The 13,459-nt window shown below is 73.4% G+C and carries 11 protein-coding genes; 3 read left to right on the top strand and 8 right to left on the bottom strand.

Features of this window, described 5'->3' with window-relative positions; genetic code table 11:
* Positions 1–49 precede the first annotated feature (49 nt).
* A complete protein-coding gene (locus ACFC51_RS26415; protein ID WP_376369289.1) occupies positions 50–835 on the bottom strand; it encodes a uracil-DNA glycosylase in 786 nt (261 codons plus the stop codon).
* A gap of 163 nt (positions 836–998) precedes the next feature.
* Here ACFC51_RS26415 and ACFC51_RS26410 point away from each other — a divergent pair, with 163 nt between their 5' ends.
* Positions 999–2,642, top strand: coding sequence for a DNA repair helicase XPB (locus tag ACFC51_RS26410; RefSeq protein WP_376369290.1), 1,644 nt, complete (start codon positions 999–1,001; stop codon positions 2,640–2,642).
* Between the two features lie 53 nt (positions 2,643–2,695).
* On the opposite strand, the gene ACFC51_RS26405 is transcribed toward ACFC51_RS26410, so the two are convergent.
* The gene (locus tag ACFC51_RS26405) at positions 2,696–2,887 is read right to left on the bottom strand and encodes a hypothetical protein (protein ID WP_376369291.1); all 192 of its coding nucleotides are present in this window, start codon (positions 2,885–2,887) and stop codon (positions 2,696–2,698) included.
* A gap of 364 nt (positions 2,888–3,251) precedes the next feature.
* Here ACFC51_RS26405 and ACFC51_RS26400 point away from each other — a divergent pair, with 364 nt between their 5' ends.
* On the top strand, positions 3,252–5,312 hold the full coding sequence (locus ACFC51_RS26400) for a HelD family protein (protein ID WP_376369292.1): 2,061 nt from the start codon (positions 3,252–3,254) through the stop codon (positions 5,310–5,312).
* Positions 5,313–5,348: 36 nt separating this feature from the next.
* On the opposite strand, the gene ACFC51_RS26395 is transcribed toward ACFC51_RS26400, so the two are convergent.
* The 6 genes from ACFC51_RS26395 to ACFC51_RS26370 all read right to left on the bottom strand — a co-directional run bounded on the left by ACFC51_RS26395 (position 5,349) and on the right by ACFC51_RS26370 (position 12,476).
* Positions 5,349–7,697: an MMPL family transporter gene (locus ACFC51_RS26395; RefSeq protein WP_376531145.1), complete on the bottom strand. Its 2,349-nt coding sequence runs from the start codon at positions 7,695–7,697 to the stop codon at positions 5,349–5,351.
* A gap of 109 nt (positions 7,698–7,806) precedes the next feature.
* Positions 7,807–8,496 (bottom strand): copper homeostasis protein CutC, encoded by a 690-nt coding sequence (locus ACFC51_RS26390; protein WP_376369294.1) that lies wholly within the window; start codon positions 8,494–8,496, stop codon positions 7,807–7,809.
* Positions 8,497–8,673: 177 nt separating this feature from the next.
* On the bottom strand, positions 8,674–10,077 hold the full coding sequence (locus ACFC51_RS26385; RefSeq protein WP_376531143.1) for a lipase family protein: 1,404 nt from the start codon (positions 10,075–10,077) through the stop codon (positions 8,674–8,676).
* A 145-nt stretch (positions 10,078–10,222) separates the two neighbouring features.
* Positions 10,223–11,083 (bottom strand): biotin-dependent carboxyltransferase family protein, encoded by an 861-nt coding sequence (locus tag ACFC51_RS26380; protein ID WP_376531141.1) that lies wholly within the window; start codon positions 11,081–11,083, stop codon positions 10,223–10,225.
* Positions 11,080–11,730 carry an allophanate hydrolase subunit 1 gene (locus ACFC51_RS26375; protein ID WP_376531139.1) on the bottom strand — a complete coding sequence of 217 codons (651 nt, stop codon included), beginning with the start codon at positions 11,728–11,730 and terminating at the stop codon, positions 11,080–11,082. The genes ACFC51_RS26380 and ACFC51_RS26375 overlap by 4 nt, the downstream gene beginning before the upstream one ends.
* Positions 11,727–12,476 (bottom strand): LamB/YcsF family protein, encoded by a 750-nt coding sequence (locus ACFC51_RS26370; protein WP_376369341.1) that lies wholly within the window; start codon positions 12,474–12,476, stop codon positions 11,727–11,729. The genes ACFC51_RS26375 and ACFC51_RS26370 overlap by 4 nt, the downstream gene beginning before the upstream one ends.
* Before the next feature lie 236 nt (positions 12,477–12,712).
* Between ACFC51_RS26370 and ACFC51_RS26365 the strand changes: the two genes are divergently transcribed.
* Positions 12,713–13,438 (top strand): GntR family transcriptional regulator, encoded by a 726-nt coding sequence (locus ACFC51_RS26365; protein ID WP_376369298.1) that lies wholly within the window; start codon positions 12,713–12,715, stop codon positions 13,436–13,438.
* Positions 13,439–13,459: the final 21 nt, after the last annotated feature.

The following is a 13,459-nucleotide window of genomic DNA, read 5'->3' as shown; positions in this document are numbered from 1 at the left end:
CCCTTTCTGCCGACCGTTCCTGACCACCGGTCGGCCGAGACGGGAGCGGTCAGACGGCCGGCAGCCCCGCCGTCCGGGCGGCCTCCCGGAGGACTCCGACGAGCATGGGCATCGTGAGCCGCCCCGTGAACGTGTTGCGCTGACTGGGGTGGTAGCTGCCGAAGAGGTGCAGCTCCTGCCTCCGCTCCGTGGCGGGGAGGGCGACGTGCGCGCCGTGGCCGAAGGCAGGGCGCGGCCGCGGCACCCGCCACCCCGCCCCGGCGAGCACCGGGAGCAGCGCCTGCCACCCGAACCCGCCCAGGACCACCACCGCCCGCAGCCCCGGGCTCAGCAGGTCCAGCTCGGCGGCCAGCCAGGCGCGGCAGGTGTCGCGTTCCTCCGGGGTCGGCCTGTTCGCCGGGGGCGCGCAGTGCACGGGGGACGTGAGCCGTACGCCGCGCAGGGCGAGACCGTCCCCGGGGTGCGTGGATGTGGGCCGCGAGGCCAGGCCCACGGTGTGCAGCGCCTCGAAGAGGAAGTCCCCGGCCGCGTCGCCGGTGAACATGCGGCCGGTCCTGTTGCCCCCGTGCGCGGCGGGCGCCAGCCCGACGACCGCCACGGCGGCGTCCTGCGGCCCGAAGCCGGGCACGGGCCGCGCCCAGTACTCCTGGTCCTGGAAGGCCGCCCGCCTCACCTCGGCGACCTCCTCGCGCCAGGCCACCAGCCGCGGGCAGGCCCGGCACCCCGCGACGAGCGCGTCCAGCTCGCCCAGCCCGGCGCACCGCGGCGCGTGGTACGCCGGGAACCCCGGGTCCCCGGGGCCGGGCGCGGGTCCCGCCGCTTCGGCTGCGTCCATCCCTCCACGCTACGGGCGCGGGCGAGGCCCGGCCCCCTCCGTCACGCACGCACACCGCCCGTTCGCGGCGGATGCGGCACACTGGACGTTTGGCCGTTCGCGGCCGTCCCCGGCGGCGGATCCCAGCAGCAGGGCAGAAGCAGAACAGAAAGGGCCGACGCGCGTGACCGGACCCCTCATCGTCCAGAGCGACAAGACGCTGCTCCTCGAGGTCGACCACGACCAGGCGGAAGCATGCCGCCGTGTCATCGCGCCCTTCGCCGAGCTGGAGCGTGCCCCCGAGCACATCCACACCTACCGCGTGACCCCGCTGGGCCTGTGGAACGCCCGCGCCGCGGGGCACGACGCCGAGCAGGTCGTCGACGCGCTCGTGGAGTACTCGCGCTACCCCGTGCCGCACGCGCTCCTCGTCGACATCGCCGAGACGATGGCGCGGTACGGCCGTCTCACCCTGTCCAAGCACCCCGTGCACGGCCTGGTGCTGACCTCCAACGACCGGCCGGTGCTGGAGGAGATCCTCCGCTCCAAGAAGGTCCAGCCGCTGGTCGGGGCACGCCTCGACCCGGACACCGTGGCCGTGCACCCCTCGGAGCGCGGGCAGATCAAGCAGACGCTGCTCAAGCTGGGCTGGCCGGCCGAGGACCTCGCCGGTTACGTCGACGGCGAGGCACACCCCATCGAGCTCGACCAGGACGGCTGGGCGCTCCGCCCGTACCAGAAGCAGGCCGTCGAGGGGTTCTGGCACGGCGGCTCGGGCGTCGTCGTGCTCCCCTGCGGCGCGGGCAAGACGCTGGTCGGGGCCGGCGCCATGGCCGAGGCCAAGGCGACCACGCTGATCCTCGTCACCAACACCGTCTCCGCCCGCCAGTGGAAGCACGAGCTGGTGAAGCGGACCTCGCTGACCGAGGACGAGATCGGCGAGTACAGCGGCACGCGCAAGGAGATCCGGCCGGTCACCATCGCCACGTACCAGGTGCTGACCACCCGCCGTAAGGGGATCTACCCGCACCTGGAGCTGTTCGACTCCCGCGACTGGGGGCTCGTGATCTACGACGAGGTGCACCTGCTGCCCGCACCCGTCTTCAAGTTCACCGCCGATCTCCAGGCCCGCCGGCGACTCGGGCTCACCGCGACGCTGGTGCGCGAGGACGGCCGCGAGTCGGACGTCTTCTCCCTCATCGGGCCGAAGAGGTTCGACGCCCCGTGGAAGGAGATCGAGGCGCAGGGCTACATCGCGCCCGCCGACTGCGTCGAGGTCCGCGTGAACCTCACGGACTCGGAGCGCCTCGCCTACGCGACGGCCGAGGCCGAGGAGAAGTACCGGTTCTGCGCGACGACCGCGACGAAGCGGAAGGTCACCGAGGCGCTCGTCCGCAAGCACCGGGGCGAGCAGACCCTGGTCATCGGCCAGTACATCGACCAGCTGGACGAGCTCGGTGAGCACCTGGACGCCCCGGTGATCAAGGGTGAGACGAGCAACGCACAGCGCGAGAAGCTGTTCGAGGCGTTCCGGCAGGGCGAGATCAACGTGCTGGTCGTGTCGAAGGTCGCGAACTTCTCGATCGACCTGCCGGAGGCGACCGTCGCCATCCAGGTGTCGGGGACGTTCGGCTCGCGCCAGGAGGAGGCTCAGCGCCTGGGCCGGGTGCTGCGGCCGAAGGCGGACGGGCACGAGGCGCGGTTCTACTCGGTGGTCGCCCGCGACACGATCGACCAGGACTTCGCGGCACACCGCCAGCGCTTCCTCGCGGAGCAGGGGTACGCCTACCGGATCGTCGACGCCGACGAGCTGCTGACGGAGAACTGACAGGGATCTTCGGGCGGGGACCGAAGGAGAGCTGACAGGGATCTTCGGGCGGGTCAGCGGCGGCGGCGTACGACGCCCGCCTCCTCCGCGTACTCACCGAGCACGGCCACACCGAACGCGGTGCGCGCGAACACGGAGACGGCGCGCACCGCGTTTCCCATGCGGTGGTTTCGTGGATGACCGGTCGCCGCGGTCGCGCCGTGCGCGGGGCCGGTCCTGTCCGGGTTCAGATGAAGGCTGCTCATGTATTCCATGGTGCTCCGCCCGCCCGCGCCCCGGCATCGGTCTGGGGGCCGAAGCGCGTGCGGGCGCGGGTAGGACCCAGGTCGCATGCCGTCCCCTACGGGACGGACACGGCACCGTGCAATTCGTTCGCCCCCCGGTGCCGCGATCGCTAGAATCGCCGGTCTGCCCGCCTCCCGCACCGTGGTACCGGCTCGCCCTTCCGAGCGGCCGGCAGCCGGGGGAGCGCCGCCGACCGGACGGAAACCGGCCGACAACAGCCGCACGCGCCCACCCGCGTGCGCATCTGTGTGTGTGAACGTCCCCGAGCGGACCGGGCGGTGAGCCCTGTCCGCCGTCCTGCGTCGAACAGCCGGAGGCAACACCGTGCCCGCGCACGAAGAGTCAAGCAATCCACTGGTCAGGGAGCGGGCGCACCTCGCCGCGTCCCGTGCCGCGCTGCGTGCCATGCGCGAGGACGTGCAGGCGCTCGACATCCGCGATGTCACCGCGAACTGGGTCAACGCCGCGGTCCTGCAGGCCCAGATCGACGACCGCATCAAGGCGCTCGCCGACCTCTCCCACACCCCGCTGTTCTTCGGCCGCCTCGACTACCTGCACGTGGTCGGTGCCGAGAAGGCGGAGGGCGCGGAGGGCGAGCGCTTCTACATCGGGCGGCGCCACGTCCACGACGCCCACGGCGACCCCATGGTCATCGACTGGCGCGCCCCGGTCTCGCAGCCGTTCTACCAGGCGTCCAGGAACAACCCCCTGGATGTCGACCGGCGCCGCCGCTTCGGCTACACCGGGGGCGAGCTGACCGCGTACGAGGACGAGCACCTCACCGACCCCGCGGAGACCGAGCAGACCAGCAAGCTCCTCCAGGCGGAGATCGAGCGGCCCCGCGTGGGGCCGATGCGTGACATCGTCGCGACGATCCAGCCCGAGCAGGACGAGATCGTCCGCAGCGGCCTGGGCGGGTCGGTCTGCGTCCAGGGAGGCCCCGGCACCGGGAAGACGGCTGTCGGCCTGCACCGTGTCGCCTTCCTCCTGTACGCGCACCGCGACCGCCTCGCCCGCACCGGCACCCTCGTCATCGGCCCGAACCGGTCGTTCCTCCACTACATCGAGCAGGTCCTGCCCGCGCTCGGCGAGCTGGAGGTGCAGCAGGCGACCGTCGAGGACCTGGTGACGGCACGCGTCGAGGTGCGCGGCACCGACGAGGCGCCCGCCGCGGTGATCAAGGGCGACGCCCGGATGGCGGAGGTCCTGCGACGGGCGATCCGCTCACACGTGACGCCCCCGGCCGAGCCGGTCGTGGTGGTGCGCGGCTCGCGCCGCTGGCGGGTTCCGGCGTACGAGATCGACGAGATGGTGCAGGAGCTGCTGGCCCGCGACATGCGCTACGGCGCCGCCCACGAGGCGCTTCCGCAGCGCATCGCGCACGCCGTCCTCGTGCGGATGGAGGAGGCGGGGGAGGCGCCCGACGACCGGGTGCAGAACGCGGTGGCGCGCAATCCCGCCGTGAAGGCGGCCGTGAAGGAGATCTGGCCGGCGGTGGAGCCGGCGAAGCTGGTCCTGCGGCTCCTCACGGACGCGGACTTCCTGGCCGCGCACGCGGAGGGGATCCTCACCGGCGACGAGCAGAAGCAGATCCTCATGGCCAGGCCCGCGCGCAGCGTGAAGTCGGCGAAGTGGTCGGCGGCGGACGCGGTCCTGATCGACGAGGCGGCCGACCTGGTGGCCCGGACCCACTCGCTGGGCCATGTCGTCATCGACGAGGCCCAGGACCTGTCCCCCATGCAGTACCGCGCGGTGGGGCGGCGCTGCTCGACCGGTTCGGCGACGGTGCTCGGCGACCTGGCCCAGGGCACGACCCCGTGGTCGACGCAGAGCTGGGAACAGGCGCTGTTCCACCTGGGCAAGGCGGACGCCGTCGTGGAGGAGCTGACGGCGGGCTTCCGCGTGCCGCGCGAGGTGATCGCGTACGCCTCCCGTCTCCTCCCGGCGATCTCCCCGGGTCTCGCGCCGGTGGAGTCGGTGCGTGAGACGCCCGGCTCACTGACGGTGCGGGAGGTCGCCGCGTCGGAGGACCTGGACGCGGCGGTGGTCGCGGCGTGCGAGGAGTCGCTGCGCCACGAGGGCTCGATCGGCCTGATCGCCGCCGACGCCCGCATCCCGGCCCTGTCGGCCGCGCTGGCGGAGGCGGGCCACGGCGTCCTCTCCCCCGGTGAGGAGACGACGGCGGAATCCCGGCTGACGCTGGTCCCGGCCTCACTCGCGAAGGGCCTGGAGTACGACTACGTCGTCCTGGACGAGCCCGCGGCCGTGGTCGACGGCGAACCCGACGAACGCACCGGCCTGCGCCGCCTGTACGTCGCCCTGACCCGCGCCGTCTCGGGCCTCGTGGTCCTGCACGCGGCCCCGCTTCCGGAGCAGTTGGGGTAGCGGCGGTACGGGGGAGGTCCGTACCGGACCTCCCCCTCAACGCCGGACGGCGGGGGCGGACGGTTCCCGGCTCTCCGGTCCTTCCGCGTCGAGGTGCGGCAGGATCCCGTCCAGCCATCGCGGTGTCCACCACGCGGCGCGGCCGAGCAGGGTCATCACGGCCGGGACCAGCAGCAGCCGTACGACGGTGGCGTCGATGAGGACGCTGGCGGCCAGCCCGAGGCCCAGCATCTTGACGACGATGTTGTCGCTGATGAGGAAGGCGGCGAAGACGCTGACCATGATCAGCGCGGCACAGGTGATGACCCGCGCGGTGATCTCCAGGGCGTGCGCGACGCTCGCCTTCGGGTCGTGCGTGGCCAGCCACGCCTCGTGGATCCGGGTCAGGAGGAAGATCTCGTAGTCCATGCTGAGGCCGAAGACGATGGCGAACATCATCATCGGCACGTAGCTCTCGATCGGCACGTCGCCCGACACCCCGAGCGCGGGCCCGCCCCAGCCCCACTGGAACACGGCGACCACGACCCCGTACGAGGCGGCGATCGACAGCACGTTGAGCACGGCCGCCTTGACCGCGACGAGCAGCCCGCGGAACACGGCCAGGATCACGAGGAACGCGAGTGCGACCACCACCGCGATGATCAGGGGCAGCCTGCTGGAGACGATGTCGAGGAAGTCGACCTGGGCGGCCGTCGTGCCGGTCACGTAGCCGCTCGCGGCCGTGCCGGACACGGCGTCGGGCAGCACGTCGTCCTTCAGGTGGTTGACCAGGCCGGTGGTCCGCGCGTCCTGCGGTGCGGCGACGGAGTAGGCGGTGGCGATGAGGACGTCGCCGTCCGAGGTGGGGGTGAGCGGGGTGATGAGGGCCGCGTCCGGCACCTTGGCCAGCGCCTGCTCCGCCTGGCTCTCCAGCGCGGAGCGGTCGTCCTGGGAGACCTTGCTCTGGTCGATCACGAGCGTCAGCGGGCCGTTCGAGCCGGGCCCGAACGCCGAGGACATCAGGTCGTAGGCGCGCCGGTCGGTGAAGGACCTGGGGTCGGCGCCGTCCCCGATGTGGCCGAGCTGGATGAAGAAGAGCGGGAAGGCGAGGACGGCCAGCAGGACCACCCCGGTGGCCAGGAACCACCACGGCCGGCGCTCCACCCGCTGCGCGTACCGGTGCCAGGTGCCCTGCGCCGCCCGCTCCTGGCCGTCCGCCGCCCCACGGGGATCGACAGGCTCCTGGCCGTCCGCCGCCCCACGGCGCTCGACAGGCTCCGGGGCACGGGGCCCGCCGCCGGTCTCCACCTCGGCGATCGGCCTCCGGAGATGGATCCGGTCGATCTGCCGTCCCATCAGCCCGAGCACGGCCGGCACCAGGGTCAGGGCCCCCAGCACGGCCGTGACGACGGTGACGGCCGCCGCGAGGCCGAGCTTTCCGATGAAGTCGATCCCGGAGACCCACAGCCCGCAGAGGGCGATGATCACCGTGCACCCGGACAGCAGCACGGCCCGCCCGCTGGTCGCGGTGGCCGCCCCGGCGGCGGCCACCGGGTCCTTGCCGTCCATGACGTTCTGGCGGTGCCGGGTGACGAGGAAGAGGGCGTAGTCGATGCCGACGCCGAGCCCGATCATCGTGGCCAGGGTCGGCGACACCGTGGCGAAGGTCGTCGCGGCGGCCAGCAGTCCGAGCAGCGCGATCCCGCAGACCACGCAGACGAGTGCGGTGACGAGCGGCAGCAGGGCGGCCACGAGACTGCCGAACCCGATCAGAAGCACGACCACGGCGACCCCGAAGCCGATGGCCTCGCTGACGCGGTCGTTCGCCGCGGGCCGGGCCAGCTCGCCCAGCGAACCCCCGTACTCCACCTCCGCGCCGGCCGACCGCAGGGGCTGCACCGCGGAGTCCACCCCGTCGAGGTACCCGGACCCCAGGGTGGAGGGCTGCTCACTGAACCGGATGGTGAGGTACGCCGTTCTCCCGTCGCTGGAGAGCGGCCCCACGTCCGGGTTGCTCGTGCTGCTCTGAGCGGTCAGGGGGTTCTGGACGGACAGCACGTCGGGCAGTTTCTGGAGGCTGCCGACGACCGTGGACATCTGGCTGCCCAGAGAGGTGAGCGACGCGTCGGCGTCGTGCACGACCACCTGGCTGCTGTAGCCGCCGGCCGAGGGGTCGTGCGCCTCCAGTACGTCGAGGCCCTCCTGCGACTGGGTCCCGGAGATCGAGAAGTCGTCGGAGTAGTCGCCGCCGTAGGTGTGGTGCAGGACCTGGAGCACGGCGAGCGCGGCCAGCCACAGCACGAAGACGATCACGAAGTGGCGCGCGCACCACGCGCCGGTCGCGTGCAGCGCCCCCGTCCGCCGCACGGCGGTGCCGGGATCGCGTGCGGGCTGCGGATGCGACATACGGACTCCGGGGCTGGGCCGGGCACCTGGGACACTCAGCATTCAAAGCCGGTCCCGGCGCCGCGGCACCCCGGACTGGGGGGAACGGGTGACGCGTCCGCCGCGCCCGTCAGCCGTCGAGCGCCGTGCGCCACTCCCGTACCGCTGCGGCGTCCACCGGACCGTCCCAGCCGCCCGGCCGGGCCGCCCCTCCGATGTGGAACGCTTCGATGCCCGCGGCGCACAGGCTCGGCAGGTGCTCCAGGCGCAGGCCGCCGCCCACCATGATCTGCGGCTCGTAGCCGGGCAGGTCCGAGTGCGCCGCTTCGGCGAGCAGCGTCTCCATGCCGTCGTCGACACCGCGCGGCGAGCCCGCCGTGAGGTAGGTGTCCAGCCCGGGCAGGTCGGCGAGGTGCTTGCGCAGCACGTCGCGGTCGGCGGCCCGGTCGATGGCACGGTGGAAGGTCCACGGGCGGCCGTCGAGCTCGGCGACCAGCCGCTCGACGGCGACCAGGTCGGCGTGGCCGCCCTCGTCGAGGAAGCCGAGGACGAACTCCTCGGCGCCCGCGGCGCGCAGCGCGCGGGCCTTCCCCACGAGGACACCGATGTCGCCGGCGGCGAACCCGTCCGCGACCCTGAGCATGACCCTCAGCGGGATGTCGACTGCGGCCCGGATCTCCTCGAAGACCGCGAGCGGGGGCGTCAGGCCGTCGGCCGCCATGTCGGTGACCAGTTCGAGGCGGTCCGCTCCGCCCTCCTGCGCCGCGACCGCGTCCTCCGCGTCGAGAGCGATCACCTCCAGGACTGCACGGTTGCTCATGGTGTTCCATTCCCTCGGAGCGGCTACGGACTACAGGTCTAGTCCAATAACCAGACTACGGGTCAGCCACCCCGGGCGCAGCTCCCCATGGGAACGCATGCGTGAAGATACGCGAGACCGCGGCGGCATCCGCGGAGCGGACGCGCCGCGGCCTCATGGGTCACGGGGTGGGAGACGTCAGGGCTGGAGCGGCATCGACCAGCAGTTGGAGGAGGTCTTCCTGCCGGAGAGACGGTCGGTGAGCCAGGAGATGGCGCTGCCCTGGTCGGTGAGGAGCGGCGCGAGGTGGTTGGTGAGGAGTTTGTCGCCGAGGTTGGGCAGATGGATCGCCTCGTACGTCACGTCACCCCCCTTGCGGCACCAGTCCACCGCGAGCTGCCTGGCCTGCTTGTGTCCGACGATGTCGTCCTGCACGCCGGTGGCCAGGCGGACCGGGGCCGTCGGCTTGAGCGTGCCGATGCGCTGCTGGGCGAGGATGGCCTGCAGCTTCGGTTCGGCCGCGATCACGTCGGCGATCGGCTTGCCGTCGGAGGTCCACTTCTTGCTGTTCGTGAAGCCGTAACCGAGGATCGAGTCGCCCACGCACATGGTGGAGATGTCCTTCAGCGCGGCCTTGCCCACCTCGTTCGTGCGCGCGTCCACGATCGCCGCGAGCGACGGGTCGGACTGGACGAACCCGTTGATGGACCAGCCGAGCGCGCCGGCGAGGGCGCTGCCGTCTATGCCCTTCATGACCTCGGTGAGGTCGGCGGGCGGGGCTCCCGCGTAGGTGCCCGCCAGATTGACGTCCGGGGCGTACGAGGACTGCAGTTCGGCCGCCGACGCGCTGGCGCCGCCGCCCTGGCTGTATCCGTAGAGGCCGACCTTGGAGGCCGGGGTGACCGAGGCGCCCGTGACGGAGCGTGCCGCGCGGGCCGCGTCCAGGAGCGCGTGGCCCTCGTCGACACGGTTGACGTAGGTGTGGAGCCGGTCGGTCGTGCCGAGCCCGGCGTAGTCGGTGACGACGACGGCCGCGCCGGCGGCGAGGAAGCGGTAGACCGCGATGTTGTCGTACCCGATCGACACCGTGCCCTCGCCGATGGTCAGCGGGTGCTGGAGCGACAGGGAGGGGGCGCACTGGTCGCCCTGGCCCATGGTCCCCGAGGCCAGCGCGACGAGGGGCCGTGCGCCGCCCCCCTTCCACGCGGCGGACGGCTCGATGTAGGCGCCGGTGACGGCGACGGGCCCGCCGCCCGCGTCGGTGGACTTGTACATCAGCCGCGTCGCGGTGCCCGGCATCGGGCGGCCGTCGAGGCCCGGGAGGCTCACCCCGAGAGGCAGCGGCTCCGTCCGGACGAGGGACCCGTCGGCGGCGGGCAGCTGCGCCGGCGGGTCGTAGAAGTCGGGGATGGTCACACCCCGGGAGACGACCGGCTCGGACCCGGCGGCGGAGGCGGTGGGGACGGCCGCCGTGCCGAGACAGGCTGCGGCAGCCACGGACGCGGCCAGCAGGCGCCCCGTCAGGCGTCCCTGCCGACGGGGTTCCAGGAGCTGGGGGATGTTCACGGTCGAGCTCGAACGGGCGGTCTTGCGCGGACTCACGGCTCACTCCTCGCTCTGCTCCGATGAAGGTGAGCGCAAGCTAGCACCGAAGGGTTACCCGAAGTAACTCGCGAGTAAGTTACGCTTCGGTAACGTGCCCGGGCCGGTCACCTCCGGTCGGCCGGTGCCCCCGCACGGGTTCCCGTCACGCCCGCACGAAGCGCACCGGCGTCCCCGGGACCGCCTGCGCCGCTCCCGCCAGGGCGGCTTCGGCGACCACGCCGACGACCGGGTAACCGCCCGTCGTCGGATGGTCGTTGAGGAACACCACGGGCCGCCCGTCCGGCGGCACCTGGACGGCCCCCAGCACCATGCCCTCACTGGGCAGTTCGTCCTCCCGGACGCGCTCCAGCGCGGGGCCCTCCGTGCGCAGACCGATGCGGTTGCTCCGGTCCGATACCCGGTAGACGGCGGTGGTCAGCGTGCGCAGGGCCGCCCCGGTGAACCAGTCGTCGCGCGGCCCCGGCCACAGAGGCAGGACCAGCTCGGCGGGGGCGCCCGGCCAGGGCACGGTGTCGGCGCACGGGGCTCCGCGCGGCAGGCCCAGCGGCAGCACGTCGCCCGTGCTCAGGACCGGTGGGCCGAGCCCGGAGAGCAGGTCGGCGGACCGGCTGCCCAGCACCGGCTCGGGCACCAGCCCGCCCGCGAACGCCAGGTAGCCGCGCAGCCCGTGCACGGCGGGCCCCGCCTCCAGCACCGCGCCCGGCGGTACGCGCACGGGCGCGCCCCAGGCGGCCGGACGGCCGTCCACCGTGACCCGGCACCCCGCCCCGCCGACGACCGCGAGCACCGGCCGGGTGCCGGTCACCCGGACCGCGCACCCGGTGACCGTGGTCTCCAGCACCGCCGCGTCCGGTGCGTTGCCGACGAGCCGGTTGGCCAGCCGACGGGCCGGCCCGTCCAGCGCCCCGGCCCGGGGGACGCCGAGGTGGGCCCAGCCGGTGCGGCCCTCGTCCTGCACCGTGGTCAGGGCACCCGCCCGGACCACTTCGAGCCCCGGGCTCATCCGCGCGCCTCCGCCTTGACGAAACGCACCCGGGCCCCGGGGCGGAGGAGGGCGGCCGGCTCGCGGTCCGGGTCCCAGAGGGCCTCCGGCCCCGGCATCCGGCCGATGAGCTGCCACCCACCGGGCGAGGAGCGCGGATAGACCCCGGTGTACGGGCCCGCGAGGGCCAGCGCCCCCGCCGGCACCCGGGTCCGGGGCGTGGCCCGGCGCGGCACACTCAGGTGCCCGGGCAGCCCCGTGAGGTAGCCGAAGCCGGGCGCGAACCCGCAGAAGGCCACCCGGAACTCCGTGCGGGCGTGGAGGCGCGGCACCTCGCCGGCGGCGACCCCCCAGGCCTTGGCCACGTCGGCGAGGTCCGGACCGTCGTAGACGACGGGTATCTCGACGGCCTCCCCGTCCCCCCGGTCGAGCGGCGGCACGGTCCAGGACCGCAGACGTCCCGCCAGGGCCCGGTCCTCGACCCCGTCCAGCAGCACCGTCCGGGCGCCGGGGACGATCTCGCGCAGGGCGGGGAGTTCGCCGGCGGCCCGGCGGCGGAGCAGCTCCGCGTGGAAGGCCTCCGCCTCCTCCCCGGACGGCAGTTCCACGAGCAGCGCACGGGGCCCTGCCTGGGTCACGCGGATGCCGTTCGCCTGGGCGCCGTTCACGCGAACGCCTCGACGCGGACGCCCGCTTCCTCCAGGGCCGCACGCACCCGCCGGGCGAGCGCCGCGGCACCGGGGGTGTCGCCGTGGACGCACAGGGAGCGGGCCGCGACGGCTATCCGGCTGCCGTCGACGCCGCCCACGGCCCCGTCGACGGCCATGCCGACGCTGCGGCGCACGACCTCGTCCTCGTCGTGCACCACCGCACCCGCCTCGCCCCGGGGCACGAGGGTGCCCTGCGGGGTGTACGCGCGATCGGCGAACGCCTCCTGGACCGCCGGCAGGCCCTCGGTCTCCGCCCGCGCGAGCAGCCGCGAACCGGGCAGACCGAGGACGGCCGGACGCCCGCCCGCGAGCAGGACGCCCTCGATGACGGCGGCGGCCTGCTCCTCGTCCCGCACCACCCGGTTGTAGAGGGCGCCGTGCGGTTTCACGTACGCGACCGTGGAGCCGGCCGCCTCCGCGAAGACCCGCAGGGCGCCGATCTGGTAGGCGATCTCGGCGGCAAGTTCGCCGGCGGGGACGTCCATGGCGCGCCGACCGAATCCGGCCAGGTCGCGGTAGGAGACCTGCGCCCCGATGCGTACGCCCCGCTCCGCCGCCGTGTCGCAGACCCGCCGCATCACGGAGGCGTCGCCCGCGTGGAAGCCGCAGGCCACGTTCGCGCTGGTGACACAGGCCAGCAGCGCGTCGTCGTCGGTGAGGGTCCAGCGGCCGAACCCTTCGCCCAGGTCCGCGTTGAGGTCGATCGACCGCGCCGGGCTCGTCACACTCGTCAGATCCGTCACGAGCGCACGCTAGCGATTGTTCAACAATCTGACAAGGGCGCTCTCGCCGCCTGAGACACTCGTACGGTTCACTGGGCACTGCACGCCGCACGCCGCTGACGGGGCACCAGGCACACACCCTGGCCCGGGAGGACGGCGGGCGCGGCGGACGAGTCAGGCACGACCGCACGACAGGCGCGACAGGCAGGGGACGGGGCATGGCCGGGACGACGGGCAGCGGGAAGACCGGCAGCACACCGGATCTCACGGAACTGGCGACGGACAGTGCCTCCCTGGAGCGGTCCGGCACGGCCGAGCGGGTCGCGGCCGTCCTGCGGGACCGGATCACCGAGGGCTACTTCCCGCCCGGCAGCCGTCTGTCCGAGGAGAGCATCAGCGGCGCCCTGGCCGTCTCACGCAACACCCTGCGCGAGGCGTTCCGCCTGCTGTCCCACGAGCGCCTCCTGGAACACCGCCTCAACCGCGGCGTCTTCGTCCGCATCCTTGCCGTGGACGACCTGGTGGACATCTACCGGGTACGGCTCCTCGTCGAGTGCGCGGCCCTGCGGGCCCTGGGTGAGCCCCCGTTCGACCTGGCGGCGGTCGAGGCGGCGGTGTCGACGGGCGAGGAGGCCGCACTCCGCGACGACTGGCCCGCCTGCTCCACGGCCAACATCCGCTTCCACCAGGCCCTGGCCGGACTGGCGAACAGCCCCCGCACCGACGAGCTGATGCGCAACGTCCTGGCCGAACTGCGCCTCGCCTTCCACGTGATGGCGGACCCCCGCCGCTTCCACGAGCCCTACCTCAGCCGCAACCGCGCGATCACGGACCGGCTGGCGAAGGGGGACGCGGCCGGCGCCGAGCGGATGCTCGCCTTCTACCTGGAGGACTCCCGGCGCCAGCTGGCGGAGGCGTACGCGCAGCGGCTCACCGAGCGCTGACCCCGGATCGTCCGATGATCC

Origin of the sequence: Streptomyces sp. NPDC055962 (assembly GCF_042270185.1) — a bacterium.
Classification (GTDB): domain Bacteria; phylum Actinomycetota; class Actinomycetes; order Streptomycetales; family Streptomycetaceae; genus Streptomyces.
The sequence above is the reverse complement of the archived record's forward strand: the minus strand, read 5'-3'. Positions and strand labels throughout refer to the sequence as shown.

Excerpts from the sequence above, each read along its gene's own strand:
- ACFC51_RS26415 (WP_376369289.1), bottom strand. The coding sequence starts at position 835 with ATGGACGCAGCCGAAGCGGCGGGACCCGCGCCCGGCCCCGGGGACCCG.
- ACFC51_RS26405 (WP_376369291.1), bottom strand. The coding sequence starts at position 2,887 with ATGAGCAGCCTTCATCTGAACCCGGACAGGACCGGCCCCGCGCACGGC.
- ACFC51_RS26395 (WP_376531145.1), bottom strand. The coding sequence starts at position 7,697 with ATGTCGCATCCGCAGCCCGCACGCGATCCCGGCACCGCCGTGCGGCGG.
- ACFC51_RS26390 (WP_376369294.1), bottom strand. The coding sequence starts at position 8,496 with ATGAGCAACCGTGCAGTCCTGGAGGTGATCGCTCTCGACGCGGAGGAC.
- ACFC51_RS26380 (WP_376531141.1), bottom strand. The coding sequence starts at position 11,083 with ATGAGCCCGGGGCTCGAAGTGGTCCGGGCGGGTGCCCTGACCACGGTG.
- ACFC51_RS26365 (WP_376369298.1), top strand. The coding sequence starts at position 12,713 with ATGGCCGGGACGACGGGCAGCGGGAAGACCGGCAGCACACCGGATCTC.